Genomic DNA, 19072 nt, shown 5'->3' with positions numbered 1-19072 from the left:
ACTTTTGATCTACTAATCCACCAGCAAAATACATAAAAAAAGCAGCTATAAATACGCATTAAATTAAATATATTGAGATCACTTATCCACAAAACCTAATTTTTAGCTCAAATAAATAGTAAATTGAGCCACCTCGCAGAGAAAAACCTAATGATCTATTAAAAATTATCTGTTTATAAGCTTATTTTTAATTAATTTCGTTAGATCAGCTCAATTAGATCATTTAATAAAATTATTTTCGATCTAAATTTAAGGTTATCAACAACCTTTATATCCACATTATGATCACCTTGTGCTTTTTATGCCTAGATTTACAATTAAGTCTCTCACTAAATAGTAATATCAATAACTTAGCGATTATTAAACAACCTAAAAGGTGTGTTTAAACAGAGCTTTCCCCACTGTTATCAACAACTTGATCAGAAGATTACATTTAAAGATATTTTGTTAACTACTATAATATCAACAACTTAAGGAGGCGTTTTCAAATAAGAGTAAAATTAGCACAAAAATAGTTATACAAAAAAGCACTCTTAACTTTACTGTTACTCACACTCAGTTATCATAGGCAGCAATTAAAACCAATGTGATCACTAATATTCATGAGTTCAGTAAATCTTATTGTTGGCAGCCAAATGGGATCAGCCGAGTATGTTGCAGAGCAACTAAGCGACGCGCTTAATAACCTTGGTATTGCTACACAACTACATGATCAGCCTGAATTTAGCGATATTGATCAGCAAAATACTATTTGGTTAATTTGCACATCTACTTATGGTGCAGGTGATTATCCTGAAAACTTTATTAGCTTTGTTGAAGATGTGACTCAAGCTAATGATTTATCGGAATTAAAATACTCAGTAATCGCTTTAGGTGATACCAGTTATGACACTTACAACCAAGCTGGACGTAATATAGATGCCTTATTATCTCAAAAAGGCGCTATAAAAGTAGCAGAACGCTTAGAGCTTAATATTCTCGATGAAGCACTACCAGAAGACACAGCATTAGCATGGTTAGACTCTTGGATAACCAAAACAGGCTTAAAATAGATAGATCAAGTAAAAAGTTATATATAAAGTTACCCACAATTTACTAATAATTTAATAGATTTTGTGGATAAAGATTGAATAAACTGCTTTTTAAAGCATGCTTATCCATGGGATAAGATCCAACTGATTCAGCCCTGTGCATAAGGTGCCTTTTTGATCAGAGCTTATCTGCTGGATGATCCGATCATATTAACACCTTTAGATCTGATCTAATTTCATGTTTTAAATGAAGATCTGAACCTTATCAACAGAAAAGCTGATCAGTAGTAGTTATAGTAATAAAAGATCTCTTTAAAAGATCCTTTATATTATTAGAGATCACATACTTAGATCTTGCTCTTTGTTTAATCATTTATCTTCTGCAAATTTCTAGGTAGAATACGCTCCCTTTTGAAGTTTACCGGTTTGATTTAAGTAGGATCCCATTAATGATTTTTCACGAAAATTTTGACGTTATCGTAGTAGGTGGTGGACATGCTGGCACTGAAGCCGCATTAGCAGCTGCCCGTATGGGGATGAATACCCTGCTACTGACTCACAATATGGATACCCTTGGTCAAATGTCTTGTAACCCAGCGATTGGTGGGATTGGCAAAGGTCATTTGGTAAAAGAAATTGATGCGCTTGGCGGTGCAATGGCACAGGCCATTGACAAAGGCGGGATCCAATTTCGCACACTAAACTCTTCAAAAGGACCTGCTGTTCGTGCAACTCGAGCACAAGCAGATCGCGCTTTGTACAAAGCAGCTATTCAAACAACATTACAAAATCAAGATAACCTTAAGATTTTTCAACAATCATGTGATGATCTTATTGTTGAAAACGATCGTGTTACTGGCGTAGTAACTCAAATGGGTTTACGTTTTAGTGCTCCAAGTGTTGTTTTAACCGTGGGTACTTTTTTAGGTGGCCAAATACACATTGGTTTAGAAAATTACAAAGGCGGTCGTGCTGGTGATCCACCATCAATTGCATTGGCTGAACGTTTACGCGAACACCCTTTTAGAGTGGATCGTTTAAAAACAGGTACTCCGCCACGTATTGATGCACGTACTGTTGATTTTACAAAAATGGAAGCACAGCCTGGTGATATGCCAACACCTGTATTTTCATTTATGGGTAAACAATCAGATCACCCACAACAAATACCGTGTTACATCACTTACACCAACGAAAAAACACATGATGTTATTCGTAAAAACTTACATCGCTCACCTATGTACTCAGGTGTTATTGAAGGTATTGGTCCACGCTACTGCCCATCAATTGAAGATAAAATTGTACGTTTTGCGGATAAAGATAAGCACCAAATATTTGTTGAACCTGAAGGCTTAACATCATACGAATTATATCCAAATGGTATTTCTACTAGTTTACCGTTTGATGTACAACTTGAGATTGTGCAATCTATTTCTGGTTTTGAAAATGCACATATTTGTCGACCAGGCTATGCAATAGAATATGACTACTTTGATCCACGTGATTTAAAACAGTCTTTAGAAACAAAATTTATCGAAGGCTTATTTTTCGCGGGTCAAATTAACGGCACTACCGGTTATGAAGAAGCGGGTGCACAAGGCTTAATCGCAGGTATGAATGCTGCGTTAAAAGTGCAAGGTAAAGATTCTTGGACGCCACGTCGCGATGAAGCTTACGTGGGTGTATTAATTGACGACTTAGCAACACTAGGTACGAAAGAACCTTACCGCATGTTTACTAGCCGTGCCGAATACCGTTTACTTCTTCGTGAAGATAATGCAGATATTCGCTTAACTGAAAAAGGCCGTGAGCTGGGTTTAGTTAATGACGAACGTTGGCAGGCATTTAACGAAAAAATGGAAGTAATTGAGAAAGAAAAACAACGCATTAAAGATACGTGGATTCATAAAGATCACGTTGTTGTTGATCAAGTAAATGCATTACTAAAAACACCATTAACTCGTGAAGCAAGTTTAGAAGAATTACTTCGTCGTCCAGAGATTCGTTATAACGATCTTATGGCTATTGACGGTTTAGGATCTGAATTTACAAACGTAGCAGCACTTGAACAAGTTGAGATCCATACTAAGTACGCAGGCTATATTGCGCGTCAACAAGATGAGATCAATAAGCAGCTTCGTCATGAGCAAACAATTTTACCAAAAGAGTTTGATTACAAAACTGTATCAGGTTTATCAAATGAGGTTGTTGCTAAGCTTATTGAGTCACGTCCAGACACTATTGGCCAAGCATCGCGTATTTCTGGTATCACCCCAGCGGCGATTTCGCTATTATTAGTGTATCTGAAGAAGCAAGGCTTATTACGCAAATCTGCGTAACGATAAGGGTACATAGTGTTACAGCAACAATTAACTACATTGTTAGCGCAAACTGATATTGCGCTAACGGAAAAACAACAGCAACAGCTAGTTCGTTACGTCGAGTTATTAGATAAGTGGAATAAAGCTTATAATTTAACTTCGGTACGCTTACCTGAAGAAATGATGATTAAGCATATTATGGATAGTTTAGTTGTTGCACCTCACTTACCCGGTCATCATTATATTGATGTTGGCACAGGGCCTGGCCTTCCGGGCATTGTATTAGCGATTGCATTACCTAACACACAATTTGTGTTACTAGATAGTCTAGGTAAACGCGTTCGCTTTTTAATGCATGTTAAACATGAGCTTGGGCTTGATAACGTAACACCTGTTCAGTCAAGAGTTGAAGAATATCAGCCAAGTGTTAAATTAGATGGCGTACTCAGTCGTGCATTTGCTTCATTACAAGATATGGTTGACTGGTGTTCGCACTTAATTGATCATTCGGGTAAATTTATAGCGCTTAAAGGTGTGTTCCCTAGTGAAGAGCTAGAGTCATTACCTACTGGCGTTAAGTTTGAGCAAAAAATTGCATTAGAAGTACCTAAGTTAGATGCACAACGACATTTAATTATTCTTTCTAAAGACTAGGGATCAGAGACACTGTGGCAAAAGTCATCGCATTAGCAAATCAAAAAGGTGGAGTGGGTAAAACTACAACCGCTGTTAACCTCGCTGCGTCTATGGCTGCAACGAAACGTAAAGTGCTGTTAATTGATCTCGATCCGCAAGGCAATGCGACTATGGGAAGTGGCGTAGATAAGTACGGCGACGTACCAACTATTTACGACTTACTCATTGAAGATAAACCTATAGAAGACGTTATTATCAAAGAAACGTCTGGCGAATACCATATGATTGCTGCAAACGGTGATGTAACCGCTGCAGAAGTTAAACTTATGGAATTATTTGCCCGTGAAGTGCGTTTACGTAACGCACTTGAAAAAATTCAGGATCAGTACGAATTTATTTTTATCGACTGTCCACCCTCTTTAAATATGTTAACTGTTAACGCAATGGCCGCAGCTGATTCTATTTTAGTGCCAATGCAGTGTGAGTATTATGCACTTGAAGGGTTAACCGCATTAATGGATACGATTACGCAGCTTGCTAAGTTAGTAAACCCTAGCTTACAAATTGAAGGCATACTTCGTACTATGTACGATCCGCGTAACCGTTTAGCGAATGACGTATCAGAACAATTAAAACAACATTTTGGCGACAAAGTATACCGTACGGTGATCCCGCGTAATGTTCGTTTAGCAGAGGCACCTAGTTTTGGTACACCTGCTATGTATTATGACCGGGCATCAAGTGGCGCTAAAGCATATTTAGCACTCGCTGGTGAAATGTTACGTAGAAAAGAAAAAACAGCGTCCGTTGTCGCCTAACTTTGAGGTAAAAAAATAACATGTCTGCTAAAAAACGAGGTTTAGGCCGAGGACTCGATGCACTTTTAAGTTCGTCAAAGCCTACACCGAGCGCAAGCAAGGAACAAGACACATCAAACGTGACTGAAGCTGTAAAAAATGCGGCTGGGCCAAATAACAGTGAATTACAAAAACTCCCAATCGAGTTTTTACACTCTGGTAAATATCAACCTCGTAAAGACATGTCCGAAGAGGCACTAGAAGAGCTTGCTAGTTCTATTCGCTCACAAGGTATTATTCAACCTATAGTCGTGCGCCCTATTGCACATAATAGTTTTGAAATTATCGCCGGTGAGCGTCGTTGGCGTGCAGCGCAAATAGCTAAGCTTGAAACAGTACCTTGTATTATTAAAGACGTACCAGATGAAGCTGCAGTAGCTATTGCGCTAATAGAAAATATTCAACGTGAAGACTTAAATGCCATGGAAGAAGCGGTTGCGTTAAATCGCTTACTCAATGAGTTTGAACTAACACATCAACAAGTAGCAGATGCGGTTGGCAAATCACGCACTACAGTGACTAACTTACTTCGTTTAAATAATTTAAACAGTGATGTAAAAATTCTGTTAGAACATGGCGACATTGAAATGGGGCACGCTCGTTGTTTATTAGCCCTTGAGGGAGAAGCACAATCAGATGCTGCTCGTTTAGCTGTTGCTAAAGCACTAACCGTTCGTGAAACCGAGAAGTTAGTTCGTTCAATTTTAGAACCCGTGCCAGCTAAAGAAATAGCTGAAAAAGATCCAGATGTTAAACAGTTAGAGCAACAACTAGCTGAAAACCTAGGTGCCAAAGTAGAAATAAATTACAACAAAAAAGGCAAAGGTAAGCTTGTTATTTCTTATACTAATTTGGACGAACTTGACGGCATTTTAAATCGCATTAATCAAGACAATACCCACCATTAGTTTTCTACATGTCTAAAAAGGGACATTTGTAGCTATTTCGTGTTACAAAGCGTCTACTCAAGTTGCAAAACTGGCAGGATTAAGTATAATTTCGCCAGTTTTCACACCCTAACAATTAGAACGCAATAAAGGTTAACTAAACGTGACTGATAAGTTAGCGAGTCCATATCGACTTGCCGTATTAAAGTTAATTTGCCTTCAGGGTGTTGTAGCATTAGTTGCTGCTGTAATTATTTGTTTTAGTTCGGGAGTCAATGCAGCGCTTTCATCACTCGCTGGTGGAGTTGTCGCAGTACTTCCGCACTTTGTATTTGGTCTTTATGCATTCCGACATATGGGTGCAAGTCGAGCAAATCAAGCGTATGCCTCGTTGAAACGCGGCAACGGATTAAAATTTATGCTAACAATTGTATTGTTTGCGCTAGTACTGAAGCATTTTCCGGTAATTTTATTACCCTTTTTTAGTACTTATATACTGGCGCTCTTTACTGGATTGTTCGCACCCGTTTTTTTTAAACATTAACTTTGGGATATAACATGGCAGCAGAAGAAGTTACTCTATCTGGCCATATCCAGCACCATTTGACCAATGCTAAGATGTGTTCGACCGATACAGGTCTCGCCTTCAATAAAGCATGTACGGATAGTGGTTTCTGGACATGGCATATAGATACCCTCGCATGGTCTATCGGTTTAGGTCTTATATTTTTATGGATCTTTCGTAGTGCCGCTAAAAAATCAACACTAGGTGTACCTGGAAAATTTCAATGTTTCATTGAAATGGTAGTAGAGTTTGTTGGTGACAACGTACGTGATACTTTCCATGGTAAAAGCAAGCTTATTGCACCATTAGCATTAACAATATTCGTTTGGATATTTTTAATGAACTTAATGGATTTAATACCGGTTGACTTTTTACCTGCATTAGCTGGTTTTGTTGGTGAGACTGCGTTTGGTATGGATTCACACGATGTGTACATGAAAATTGTACCAACGACAGACATTAATATGACTGCAGCGCTAGCGCTGGGTGTATTTATTTTAATGATAGGCTACTCAATTAAAATAAAAGGCATCGGTGGTTTTATTAAAGAACTAACACTTCACCCGTTTAGTTCAAATAATACTGCACTACAAATCCTTTTAATCCCGTTTAACTTATTACTTGAACTGATTGCGCTGGTTTCTAAACCGTTTTCATTAGCACTACGTTTGTTTGGTAACTTATATGCAGGTGAATTGATTTTCATCTTGATCGGCGCTATCGGATTTATGCAATTACCATTGCATTTTGTTTGGGCTGTATTCCACATCTTAGTAATTGTATTGCAAGCATTCGTATTTATGATGCTAACAATCGTATACCTAAGTATGGCAAGCTCAGATAATCACTAATTTTATATTTACAATTTTACTTTTACTTTTAACTTTACAATTGAAACTTTGGAGAAATAAATGGAAGCTTTAGAATTATTAAACGGCTTAAAATACATCGCAGTAGCTTTACTAATCGGTTTTGGTGCAATCGGCACTGCAATCGGTTTTGGTAACATGGGCGGTAAATTCCTTGAAGCATGTGCGCGTCAACCTGAGCTTGCACCTTCGCTACAAGTTAAGATGTTTATTCTTGCTGGTCTAATCGATGCTGTAGCAATGATTGGTGTTGGTATCGCTATGGTATTGTTGTTCGTACTTTAATTTTATTTTTTGAACAGCTTACTATTTAAGGAGGAGCGGTTGTGAATTTAAACGCCACTCTTATCGGTGAATTGATTGCGTTTACGGTGTTCGTATTATTTTGTATGAAATACGTATGGCCACCACTAAACGGTGCAATTGAAGCTCGCCAGAAAAAAATCGAAGATGGTTTAGCTGCCTCTGATAGAGCCGAAAAAGACTTAGAACTTGCGCAAAAGAAAGCTGCTGAACAGCTTAAAGATGCAAAAGCTCAAGCGGCTGATATCATTGATCAAGCTAAAAAGCGTGCAGTGCTAATTGTTGACGAAGAAACACTTCGTGGTCAGCAAGAGCGTGAAAGTATCATTGCTCAAGGGCACTCTGAAGTTGAGTCTGAACGTAATCGCATAACAGAAGAGCTACGTAAGCAAGTAGCAACTCTGGCAGTGATTGGTGCAGAACGTATTTTAGAGCGTGAAATTAATCAAGCCGCACATAGTGACATCGTTGAAAAACTTGTCGCTGAGCTGTAATTAGGAGGGTATGAGCATGTCTAATTTGACTACTATCGCTCGCCCATACGCTAAAGCGGCTTTTGAACTTGCCGTTGAGAAAGGCACTCTAGAAAGCTGGAATGATATGTTGTTCTTTGCAGGCCACGTAGCCAGCAATGAACAAGCATCATCTGCTTTAGCAGGTATGCCTACAGCTACTGCACAAGCTGAATTATTTATTCAACTTTGTGCTGAGCAGCTCAACGAACAAGGTCAGAACCTAGTTAAGGTGATGGCTGAAAATGGACGTTTGACAGCTCTACCTGACGTTGCTGAGTTATTTGCTGAATTTAAAGCAGAATACGATAAAGAAATCGAAGTAGATGTGATTTCTGCAACTCCTCTTGTTGCTGCGCAACAAGAGTCATTGGTAGCGGCACTTGAAAAACGTTTCGCACGCAAAGTTAAGCTGAATTGTAGTGAAGACGCGTCAGTGGTTGGTGGACTTATTATTAGGTCTGGCGACACTGTAATCGACGGTACTATTCGCGGTAAATTAAGCCGCTTAGCTACAACACTACAATCGTAATTGGGAAAAAGAGCATGCAACTTAATTCCACTGAAATTTCAGATCTGATCAAACAACGTATTGAGAAGTTCGAAGTTGTAAGTGAAGCTCGTAACGAAGGTACTATTGTATCTGTTACTGACGGTATCATCCGCATCCACGGTCTTGCTGACTGTATGCAAGGTGAAATGATTGAGCTTCCTGGCAGCCGTTATGCTATCGCACTAAACCTTGAGCGCGACTCAATTGGTGCAGTAGTAATGGGTCCGTACGCTGACCTTACTGAAGGCGTAAAAGTATATACAACTGGTCGTATTTTAGAAGTTCCTGTTGGTCCTGGTCTACTTGGTCGTGTTGTAAACACACTAGGTGCTCCAATCGATGGTAAAGGCGCTTTAGATAACGACGGGTTTGAACCTGTAGAAAAAATTGCACCTGGTGTAATCGAGCGTAAATCAGTAGATGAGCCAGTTCAAACTGGTTATAAATCTATCGATGCGATGATTCCAGTTGGTCGTGGTCAACGTGAACTTATCATCGGTGACCGTCAAACAGGTAAAACTGCACTAGCAATCGATGCAATCATCAATCAAAAAGACACAGGCGTTAAGTGTGTGTACGTTGCGATTGGTCAAAAAGCATCTACTATTGCAAACGTAGTTCGTAAATTAGAAGAGCATGGTGCACTAGCAAATACTATCGTAGTTGTTGCATCTGCTTCTGAATCTGCGGCACTTCAGTACTTAGCACCGTTCGCGGGCTGTACTATGGGTGAATACTTCCGTGACCGTGGTGAAAACGCATTAATCGTATATGATGATTTGTCTAAGCAAGCAGTTGCTTACCGTCAAATTTCATTACTACTTAAGCGTCCACCAGGCCGTGAAGCATACCCAGGTGACGTATTCTACCTTCACTCTCGTCTTTTAGAGCGTGCATCGCGTGTAAACGCAGATTACGTTGAAAAGTTCACTAATGGTGAAGTGAAAGGTAAAACTGGTTCATTGACGGCATTGCCAATCATTGAAACTCAAGGCGGCGACGTTTCTGCGTTCGTACCGACTAACGTTATCTCTATCACCGATGGTCAGATCTTCTTAGAAACTGACTTATTCAACTCAGGTATCCGTCCGGCAGTTAATGCTGGTATCTCGGTATCGCGTGTTGGTGGTGCTGCACAAACTAAAATCGTTAAGAAACTAGGTGGCGGTATTCGTCTAGCCCTAGCTCAGTACCGTGAATTAGCTGCGTTCTCGCAGTTCGCGTCTGACCTTGATGATGCAACTCGTGCTCAACTTGAGCATGGTGAGCGTGTAACAGAGCTAATGAAACAGAAACAGTACGCGCCAATGTCTGTTGCTGAAATGTCTTTGTCGTTATTTGCTGCTGAAAAAGGCTTCCTTCAAGACATCGAAATCGCGAAAATCGGTGACTTTGAAGCAGCTTTACTTTCTTATGCAACTAGCACATACGCAGAGCTTGTGGCTCAAATCAATGAAACTGGTAACTTGAATGCCGAGATCGAAGCGCAGCTTAAAGAACTTCTTACGAAGTTCAAGTCTACGCAAACTTGGTAATTTAGTTATTAATGGTGCGCTTTAGGAAACTAAAGCACACCTTGATTCGGAGAGAGAGTCATGGCCAGCGGAAAAGAGATTAAAAGCAAGATCGGGAGTATTAAAAATACTCAAAAGATCACTAGCGCAATGGAAATGGTTGCTGCGTCTAAAATGAAAAGGGCGCAAGAACGCGTTGCTTCAAGCCGTCCATACGCTAATAAATTACGTGAAGTAATTGGTCGTGTTGCTCAAGCAAATCTTGATTTTACTCACCCGTTCTTAAAAGAACGTGAAGTGAAACGAGTTGGTTATATTGTTATCTCTACAGACCGTGGTCTGTGTGGCGGTCTAAACTCAAACGAGTTTAAGAAAGTTGCACTTGATGTTAAAGCGTGGAAAGAGAAAGGTGTTGATGCTGAATTTGCTACTTTAGGTAGTAAGGCAGCAGGCTTCTTTCAACGTTTTGGTGGTCAACTACTCGCTAAAAAAGCGGGCCTAGGAGATAAACCTTCAGTACAAGACGTTATTGGTCCTGTAAAAATTATGCTTGATGCATTTTCTGAAGGCAAAATAGACCGTTTATTCTTGGTATATAACAAATTCGTTAATACCATGAAGCAAGAGCCAATTATAGATCAGTTACTCCCTTTGCCAAAAGCTGAAGAAGAAGTATCTGCTCACACATGGGATTACTTATACGAGCCAAACCCAGAGGCTATTTTAGAGTCTTTGTTAGTACGCTTTATTGAGTCTCAAGCATACCAAGGTGTGGTAGAAAATGCTGCCTCAGAACAGGCTGCTCGTATGGTTGCAATGAAAGCTGCAACTGATAACGCAGGTGACCTTATGGACGAGCTACAGCTTGTTTATAACAAGGCTCGCCAAGCAGCAATCACACAAGAAATTAGTGAGATTTGTTCTGGCTCAGCAGCAGTTTAATGCTTCGGGTAAAGATTAACGAGAGGAATAGACATGAGTTTAGGTAAGGTCGTCCAAATTATCGGCGCCGTTGTGGATATTGAATTTCCACAAGATAGCGTGCCAGCGGTATACCACGCACTAAGAGTAACAGATGGCGATTTAGCTGGTTTGACTTTAGAAGTTCAACAACAGCTAGGTGGCGGTGTAGTGCGTACTATCGCTATGGGTACTACTGATGGTTTACGTCGTAGTGCTTTAGTTATGAATACAGGTGAATCGATACAAGTTCCAGTTGGTAAAGCAACACTTGGTCGTATCATGAACGTACTTGGTGAGCCAATCGATGAAGCGGGTCCAATCGGCGAAGAAGACCGTATGTCTATTCACCGTGCAGCGCCTTCATACGAAGAGCAATCAAGTTCAGTTGAGCTTTTAGAAACTGGTATTAAGGTTATCGACCTTGTATGTCCATTTGCTAAAGGTGGTAAAGTTGGTTTATTCGGTGGTGCCGGTGTTGGTAAAACTGTAAACATGATGGAACTTATCCGTAACATCGCAATCGAGCACAGCGGCTACTCAGTATTCGCAGGTGTTGGTGAGCGTACACGTGAGGGTAACGATTTCTACCATGAGATGAACGATTCAAACGTACTTGATAAAGTATCGCTTGTATACGGTCAGATGAACGAGCCTCCAGGTAACCGTTTACGCGTAGCGTTAACAGGTCTTACTATGGCTGAAAAGTTCCGTGATGAAGGTCGCGATGTACTTTTCTTCGTAGATAATATCTACCGTTATACACTTGCTGGTACAGAAGTATCTGCACTTCTTGGTCGTATGCCATCAGCGGTAGGTTACCAGCCTACACTTGCTGAAGAAATGGGTGTGCTTCAAGAGCGTATCGCTTCAACTAAGACTGGTTCAATTACATCAATCCAAGCGGTATACGTACCTGCGGATGATTTAACGGATCCATCTCCAGCAACTACATTTGCTCACTTAGACGCAACAGTAGTACTTTCACGTGATATCGCATCACTTGGTATCTACCCTGCGGTAGACCCACTTGATTCATCTTCGCGTCAACTTGACCCACAAGTAATTGGTCAAGAGCACTACGATACAGCACGTGGCGTTCAAACAGTTCTTCAGCGTTACAAAGAACTTAAAGACATCATTGCAATCCTAGGTATGGACGAGCTTTCTGACGAAGATAAGCAACTTGTATCTCGTGCACGTAAAATCCAACGTTTCCTATCTCAGCCATTCTTCGTGGCAGAGGTGTTTACAGGCGCGTCTGGTAAATACGTATCACTGAAAGATACAATTGCTGGCTTCAAAGGCATTTTAAACGGCGAGTTTGATGAGCTTCCAGAGCAAGCGTTTTACATGGTTGGCTCTATCGAAGAAGCTCAAGAAAAAGCCAAAGGCATGTAACTAGGAGGGTAGTATGACAGCTATGACTGTACATCTTGACGTAGTAAGCGCAGAGCAGAGCTTGTTCTCTGGTCTTGTTGAATCGATTCAAGTATCTGGTAGTGAAGGCGAGCTGGGTGTAAACCTAGGTCATGCTCCACTACTAACTGCCCTTAAACCTGGTATGGTACGTTTAGTTAAGCAATATGGTCACGAAGATGTGTTATATGTTGCTGGCGGTACATTAGAAGTTCAACCAAATCACATCACGATTCTTGCAGATACTGCGGTTCGTGGTGAAGATTTAGATGAAGATTCTGTACAAAAAGCTAAACGTGAAGCTGAAGAACATATGGCGAATTCGTCAGCTGTTGAGTTTGATTATCAACAAGCGGCTACGCGACTGGCAGAAGCAGTTGCTCAGTTACGCGTAATTCAGCAATTACGTCACAAGTAAGCCTATCCGGTTTTGAAAGCCCACTTTATGTGGGCTTTTTTGTGTCTGTAATTTAAACATGGTGTATCGCTTATTTATAATTGTTAAATAACAGGTCTATCAGACTATTATCTTTGCTTTATCACTTATATCCTTCACCAATCCTCGCTACAATAACGTCATCCAATTAAGTGTGTTTTTCAGTCAAGATTCAGTACGAATAAACTAACCTACTGAGTATCTGCACAAGAAGTGATTTACGTAATCTTCTGCACAAACATAATACTTATTTAGCTAAAACAACGGAAAAAGGAAATTGTTTTAATGGCTCTAACAACTGTTATTCTTGCTGCGGGTAAAGGTACTCGTATGCGCTCTGCTCTACCTAAAGTTTTGCACAATGTTGCAGGTAAACCAATGGTACAGCACGTTATTGATAATGCGATGGCATTAGGTGCAACGACTACAAACTTAGTTTACGGACACGGCGGCGAACTATTACAACAACAACTTGCCGATAACGATGTAAATTGGGTACTTCAAGCAGAACAACTCGGTACTGGCCACGCAGTAGCGCAAGCCAACTCTCATATTAACGATGAAGACACAGTATTGATTTTATACGGCGATGTACCGCTAACAAAACAATCAACCCTAGAGCGTTTATTAGCTGCAACACCTAAAAATGGTTTAGCGGTATTAACGGTAAATTTGGTAAACCCAAATGGCTATGGTCGCATGCTTCGTGTTGGTGGTAAGTTAGTCGGTATTGTTGAGCAAAAAGATGCAAGCTCAGAGCAGTTACTTATTAACGAAGTAAATACAGGCATTATGGCTGTTAACGGTAAGCTATTAAAAACATGGTTAGGTAACTTATCTAACAATAATGCACAAGGCGAGTACTACTTAACAGATATCGTTGCAATGGCTCACAGTGAAGGCGTAGAGATCACTTCAGCGCAACCAGATCATGCAATGGAAGTTGAAGGCGCAAATAACCGCGTACAACTTGCAGGCTTAGAGCGCGCTTACCAAGCATGGCAAGCAGAAGAGTTAATGTTAAATGGCGCAACACTTACCGACCCTGCCCGTATAGATGTGCGTGGAACAGTTACTACCGGTGAAGATGTACTTATCGACGTAAACGTTATTTTTGAAGGCACAGTCACGCTTGGTAACAATGTACAAATTGGCCCTAACTGTGTACTTAAAAACTGTACCATAGGCGATAACGTGGTAATAAAGGCTAATACCCTAATTGAAGATGCAAGCGTAGCTGCTAAATGTACGCTGGGCCCTTATGCTCGCCTTCGCCCTGGCGCTGTTATGGAAGAAGACTCGCACATTGGTAACTTTGTTGAGATGAAAAAAACCCGTTTAGGCAAAGGCTCAAAAGCCAACCACTTAAGTTATTTAGGTGATGCTGAAATTGGCGAAAAAGTGAATATTGGCGCTGGCACTATTACCTGCAACTACGATGGTGTTAATAAATCAAAAACTATTATTGGCGATAATGCTTTTATTGGCTCTAATTCATCACTCGTTGCCCCAGTAAATATAGGCGCAACTGCAACAATTGGTGCAGGCTCTGTGATCACCAGTACCGTTGAAGATGACCAATTAGCAATAGCACGCTCTAAACAGCGTAATTTAACGGGTTGGAAACGCCCAGTTAAAAAATAACAATTAGAGGCTACTTAGGTAGCCTTTTTTATTTTAGTTGAAGTTTAAATTGCTCTTTATAGCGTCTAGATAGGTTTAGTACTTTACCTGTAGTTAATTTTATTTCACTGTCGCCACTGGATAGTGGTGTAATAGACTCCACTTTATCGAGTTTTACGCCATGGCTGCGGTGAATTCTACAAAACCCCTGCACTTCAAGTTGTTTACTTAATGCTGTAAGCGTTGCCCTTAACGGATATATACGTGAGCCTATATGTAGGTTTACATAATTACCCGACGATTCAAGCCAATCAACATCCTCTATTTTTATAATGAATTCTTTTCCGAGCTTTTTAACTAATAGGCGGTTTATGGTCGATGTTGTTTGCTGCTCACTTTCTTCAATTGAAGAGGCTTCACCTAGTAACTGCTGCACCACATATTGATATACTTTGATAAGTACGATGAAAAACACAAAGCTTATAGCGTCTTTCTGGTATTCATAAATAAGCTCAAACCAGCTAAGTCCAAAGTTGTAAGACCCATCATTCAACAAATATATGAATTTACGAACCCCTACCATAATACCAACGTGTAACACGCTAAATATAATAGAGGCAGCAAAGTACATACCTAATGAGGCCGTAATATTTTGCCAATTAAAAGATAAGTGTCTTAAAAACCAAATTAAAATAGGGAATATAAGCAAAGTACTCAAGGCACTTGAATACTCCCAAATAAATGGCTCCCACATTAAAAAAGTTAAAGCTCCTTCTCTTTGGGCTTCCATTATTTGGGTTGTAGCGTTTACTGTATTATTAATTAATACGTAAGCACACAGTAATACTGATGCGTAAATGCTTTGAAAACGTTGAAAGTGCTGTAGGTTCATAAATATATGCTTATTGCTGACGTGGCACGCTTATCCCTGTATACCACCTTTTATCACTATTGCTTGTAATATAAGCACTTATAGATAGTTTTAGCGAGAGCTTTAGGTATGAATAACGCATAACATACATAAAGTAGTAAAAGCATGAGCACTCAAGTACAACAACCTTCATTAGTTAATTCGCGTAAATATTATCTTGATTGGCTTAGGATAATCGCATTTGCGTCGCTAATTTTTTATCACATTGGCATGTTGTATAGTGAAAACTGGGGATTTCATTTTAAAAGTAATTATACATCACAGTATGTTGAATATTTAATGTTGGTGTTTTCACCTTGGCGCATGTTGCTCATTTGGTTTATATCGGGCGTAGCACTGCGTTTTATGATTGATAAAGTACGCAGCTTTAAGTCTTGGTTACATTTCACCTTATACCGCTCTATTTTTTTACTGTTACCCTTGCTGGTGGGGTTATGGTTAATAGTGCCTTTACAGCTGTTTGCAGAAATGTCACAGCAAGGTGTTATTGATATTAGCTATTGGCAATTTTATTTAGCTTTTATAGAGACTAACAATACGCTTTTTATTAATTATCAGTCTGGAGTGTGGCCGAATGTGGATGTACATCACTTATGGTATTTGCGCTCGTTGTGGCAATTTATGCTGATCATTATTGTTTTAACTCTTTTTGCACGCTTGCCTTTTATTACGCCTTTAAAAACCTTTGTTAAAGGGGATATGTCATTTGGGCTTTTAATTACCTTGCTCACTATTGCCGTACTATTTACAAGCCATTACTTAACTGGCGATTCAATTAGAGAGACTAACGGCTTAATACTGCTACTCACAGGATACATACTTGCCAAAAACACTTACTTTTGGAACTGCTTAAATAAAAAATTAGTATTACTAGCTTTGAGTTTTGCGGTTTTGTTTGTACTTATAATATTAAGTTATCAGAAGGTGTTTACTCTTCCTCATTTTATTTTAAGCGCTAGCTACAATATTCAACGTGTTGTAGGTGTATTTTTTGTACTTGCGCTCGCTCACCGATTCTTAAATTTTAATACTTACTATTTAAAACAGCTCAATGTATGGGTGTTTCCCTTTTATTTATTGCATCAAAGCATTTTGATTATTTTGTGTTTTTTACTACAGCCTTTAGGTTTAGGGCCTGGTGCTGAACCATTCATCATTATTACAGGGACTTGGTCTTTTTGCGGTGTTATTACATGGGGTATTACACGTATTGATGTACTTAGACCTTTGCTAGGGGTTGCAATTAAACGAGATTATTCCCCGACTGTAAAAATACTTGGCTATACGGCTGCTTTAATTTTAATAACTCCGCTAGCGTATAAGCTAATTACTTAGGCTAAGGGGCTGTATTAAAATTGCCATAATCTTGTCATGCCTGTGTGTTGATATTTAGCAAATACAATACTAAGGAAAATCACATGTTTAAAAAATCAATTATTGCGCTGTCACTTATATCTGTTCTTACTGGTTGCTCACTTGATGGTGACGATGGCCAAAACGGCTCTCAAGGATTACAGGGAGAACAAGGCGCAAATGGCATTAATGGGATAAATGGTGTAAACGCTAATTCAGTATTAAATATTAGCCTCGTAGGAAGAGGAGTATTAAATGCACAAAGCCCAGAAGGTGCCGCTGAAATAGTTGCTTACCAAGCATCTAAAAAATGGATTTACGCTATTAACAGTTCAGGCGATGACGCTGTTATTAATATTTTACCCGCCGACACATTTGATACTGCCGCACTCGTTAAAGATAACGAAGGGGTTATCAGCGCCACAAATTTAACGTCCGTTATTACGTTGTCTTTAAACGAGCATACCCAAGGCGATGCAAACAGCATTGCTATTGATGAAAATAATAATTTACTAGCGGTCGCAATGGCTGCTAAAAGCACGGGTGATGCAGGTCAAATTGCTTTTTACGATATAAGCGGCGACTCACCTGTATTTATTAAAAATGTTACAGTCGGATTTTTACCAGACATGGTGACGTTCACCCATGATGGCGCAAAGGCAGTGGTTGCTAACGAAGGTGAACCAAGTGGCGACTACAGCGTAGATCCTGAAGGTTCTATTAGTATTATCGATATAACAAATAATGTAATAGCCGATACGGCAATAAATATTGATTTTAAAGCCTATAACAACAAACAAACCGAACTAGAAGCGCAAGGGGTCGTTTTTGCAAACCCCAATGGTCGTACTATTAACGGTAATCTGATAAATACCACAGTAGCTATGGATTTAGAGCCCGAGTACGTTAGCATTTCTAAAGATAACAAATACGCTTATGTATCTATTCAAGAAAACAATGCACTTGCAATAGTTAACCTACAAAACAACAGCCTTGAGCTAAAGGGCTTAGGCTTTAAAGATTGGTCAAGCTTACAACTTGATGCCTCAGATAAAGATGGCGGCGTTAATTTTAAATCATACCCAGGGCTCTATGGTATGTACCAGCCCGATACTATCTCAAGCTTTAGTTGGAAAGGCGCTAACTTTATAGTTACTGCCAACGAAGGTGACGCAAGAGAATACTTTTTTGATACAACGGATGAAGCAGACTGTATAGCAAAGGGCGGACTTGATTACGATAAAGACGACGGCTGCTTAGCTTATATAGATGAGAGCCGCGTTGAAGACTTAACGCTTGCAGCTAATTTTGATTACTTAAATAACGACGATAACGATATTGGTCGCTTAAAAGTAACAACAATAAAAGGCGATACTAATAATGATGGTCAATACGAATCGCTTTATGCTTATGGTGCACGTTCGTTTACCATTTGGGACAGCAATGGGCTGGTGGTGTTTGATTCAGGCGATGATATAGGTCGTATTACTGCATCGGTTCATGGTGAAGCATTTAACAACAATGAAGATGAAAACAAAGGTGACTCACGCTCAGATGATAAAGGCGCAGAGCCAGAAGCGCTGACTATTGGTAAAATTGACGATCGTACATTTGCTTTTATAGGGCTTGAGCGTATGGGTGGGATTATGGTTTATGATATTACCAATCCATATAATGTGCAGTTTGAAGACTACTTCTATAATAGAGGCTTAATTAAAGGAGCGAATATTACAGGCGATTTAGCGCCTGAAGGAATGGAATTCGTTCCAGCTGAGCAAAGTGCCACAGGAAACCCACTCTTAATCATTGGAAATGAAATATCAGGCTCTATTGCCGTATGGGAAATAGCATCTAAATAAACCTTTAATTTAAAATAAAGCTGTGTGTTGTTTGTTTAACATACAGCTTAGTTTAAACCTTACTAATACCTCATCAATAGATACTTATATTGTGCGTGTTTTTTAAACTAAAAGTATCCTGTAGCCCTTTATTTGTATAGCTTTCATACTAAATTCATTTAATTGTCAAAAAGCTGAAATAAAACATTGACCCCCGCTCGAATCTCCCTATAATGCGACCCCACTGAGACGGGAAACGCTGAAGCATAGCGAGGCACGAACTACTCACAGAGTTAAATAAAACTTCGGTTTTAAATTGTCGAAAGAAAGTTTAAAACTAAGTATTGACTCGAAAAATAAAGGGTGTATTATTCGCATCCCTTGAGACGCTAAAGCGACTCAAAACGTTCTTTAACAATATAAAGCAATCATCTGTGTGGGCACTCGTACAGATTGAGTTCTAA

18 protein-coding genes are annotated in these 19072 nt (G+C 39.5%); 17 read left to right on the top strand and 1 reads right to left on the bottom strand.

Going from position 1 to position 19072, the window contains the following annotated elements; genetic code table 11:
* The first annotated feature begins 602 nt into the window (after positions 1-602).
* From mioC to glmU, 15 genes are all read left to right on the top strand, one after another.
* Complete coding sequence (mioC, locus tag H5117_RS17150) at positions 603-1052, top strand: FMN-binding protein MioC (RefSeq protein ID WP_182738229.1); 450 nt, start codon at positions 603-605, stop codon at positions 1050-1052.
* 428 nt (positions 1053-1480) lie between these two features.
* Entirely contained in the window at positions 1481-3370 is a 1890-nt protein-coding gene (mnmG, locus tag H5117_RS17145; protein ID WP_004335230.1) for a tRNA uridine-5-carboxymethylaminomethyl(34) synthesis enzyme MnmG, read from the top strand.
* Positions 3371-3385: 15 nt separating this feature from the next.
* Positions 3386-4006 (top strand): 16S rRNA (guanine(527)-N(7))-methyltransferase RsmG, encoded by a 621-nt coding sequence (gene rsmG / locus H5117_RS17140; protein WP_004335232.1) that lies wholly within the window; start codon positions 3386-3388, stop codon positions 4004-4006.
* A 14-nt stretch (positions 4007-4020) separates the two neighbouring features.
* A complete protein-coding gene (locus H5117_RS17135) occupies positions 4021-4806 on the top strand; it encodes a ParA family protein (RefSeq protein ID WP_004335235.1) in 786 nt (261 codons plus the stop codon).
* 20 nt (positions 4807-4826) lie between these two features.
* Positions 4827-5753 (top strand): ParB/RepB/Spo0J family partition protein, encoded by a 927-nt coding sequence (locus H5117_RS17130; RefSeq protein WP_154904168.1) that lies wholly within the window; start codon positions 4827-4829, stop codon positions 5751-5753.
* 142 nt (positions 5754-5895) lie between these two features.
* Complete coding sequence (locus H5117_RS17125) at positions 5896-6276, top strand: ATP synthase subunit I (RefSeq protein ID WP_004335240.1); 381 nt, start codon at positions 5896-5898, stop codon at positions 6274-6276.
* A 14-nt stretch (positions 6277-6290) separates the two neighbouring features.
* Positions 6291-7148, top strand: coding sequence for a F0F1 ATP synthase subunit A (atpB, locus tag H5117_RS17120; RefSeq protein WP_024597178.1), 858 nt, complete (start codon positions 6291-6293; stop codon positions 7146-7148).
* A gap of 60 nt (positions 7149-7208) precedes the next feature.
* Entirely contained in the window at positions 7209-7451 is a 243-nt protein-coding gene (gene atpE, locus H5117_RS17115; protein WP_008112128.1) for a F0F1 ATP synthase subunit C, read from the top strand.
* Between the two features lie 41 nt (positions 7452-7492).
* A complete protein-coding gene (atpF, locus tag H5117_RS17110) occupies positions 7493-7963 on the top strand; it encodes a F0F1 ATP synthase subunit B (RefSeq protein WP_004335264.1) in 471 nt (156 codons plus the stop codon).
* A 16-nt stretch (positions 7964-7979) separates the two neighbouring features.
* Positions 7980-8513 carry a F0F1 ATP synthase subunit delta gene (gene atpH / locus H5117_RS17105; protein ID WP_004335267.1) on the top strand — a complete coding sequence of 178 codons (534 nt, stop codon included), beginning with the start codon at positions 7980-7982 and terminating at the stop codon, positions 8511-8513.
* A gap of 14 nt (positions 8514-8527) precedes the next feature.
* Complete coding sequence (gene atpA, locus H5117_RS17100) at positions 8528-10069, top strand: F0F1 ATP synthase subunit alpha (RefSeq protein WP_004335270.1); 1542 nt, start codon at positions 8528-8530, stop codon at positions 10067-10069.
* A gap of 60 nt (positions 10070-10129) precedes the next feature.
* Positions 10130-10990, top strand: coding sequence for a F0F1 ATP synthase subunit gamma (gene atpG, locus H5117_RS17095; RefSeq protein WP_024597176.1), 861 nt, complete (start codon positions 10130-10132; stop codon positions 10988-10990).
* A 33-nt stretch (positions 10991-11023) separates the two neighbouring features.
* Positions 11024-12409 carry a F0F1 ATP synthase subunit beta gene (gene atpD / locus H5117_RS17090; RefSeq protein WP_004335274.1) on the top strand — a complete coding sequence of 462 codons (1386 nt, stop codon included), beginning with the start codon at positions 11024-11026 and terminating at the stop codon, positions 12407-12409.
* Positions 12410-12422: 13 nt separating this feature from the next.
* The gene (locus H5117_RS17085; RefSeq protein WP_004335277.1) at positions 12423-12845 is read left to right on the top strand and encodes a F0F1 ATP synthase subunit epsilon; all 423 of its coding nucleotides are present in this window, start codon (positions 12423-12425) and stop codon (positions 12843-12845) included.
* Positions 12846-13148: 303 nt separating this feature from the next.
* The gene (gene glmU / locus H5117_RS17080) at positions 13149-14507 is read left to right on the top strand and encodes a bifunctional UDP-N-acetylglucosamine diphosphorylase/glucosamine-1-phosphate N-acetyltransferase GlmU (RefSeq protein ID WP_182738744.1); all 1359 of its coding nucleotides are present in this window, start codon (positions 13149-13151) and stop codon (positions 14505-14507) included.
* A gap of 28 nt (positions 14508-14535) precedes the next feature.
* Here the strand turns inward: glmU and H5117_RS17075 are convergent, their stop codons facing one another.
* The gene (locus tag H5117_RS17075; RefSeq protein ID WP_182696217.1) at positions 14536-15378 is read right to left on the bottom strand and encodes a LytTR family DNA-binding domain-containing protein; all 843 of its coding nucleotides are present in this window, start codon (positions 15376-15378) and stop codon (positions 14536-14538) included.
* Positions 15379-15522: 144 nt separating this feature from the next.
* Here H5117_RS17075 and H5117_RS17070 point away from each other — a divergent pair, with 144 nt between their 5' ends.
* Positions 15523-16752, top strand: a complete 1230-nt coding sequence (locus tag H5117_RS17070) for an acyltransferase family protein (protein ID WP_182738743.1) — start codon at positions 15523-15525, stop codon at positions 16750-16752.
* A gap of 83 nt (positions 16753-16835) precedes the next feature.
* The gene (locus tag H5117_RS17065; protein WP_182738742.1) at positions 16836-18629 is read left to right on the top strand and encodes a choice-of-anchor I family protein; all 1794 of its coding nucleotides are present in this window, start codon (positions 16836-16838) and stop codon (positions 18627-18629) included.
* Positions 18630-19072: the final 443 nt, after the last annotated feature.

Origin of the sequence: Pseudoalteromonas sp. SG45-1 (genome assembly GCF_014164135.1) — a bacterium.
Classification (GTDB): domain Bacteria; phylum Pseudomonadota; class Gammaproteobacteria; order Enterobacterales; family Alteromonadaceae; genus Pseudoalteromonas; species Pseudoalteromonas distincta.
The sequence above is the reverse complement of the archived record's forward strand: the minus strand, read 5'-3'. Positions and strand labels throughout refer to the sequence as shown.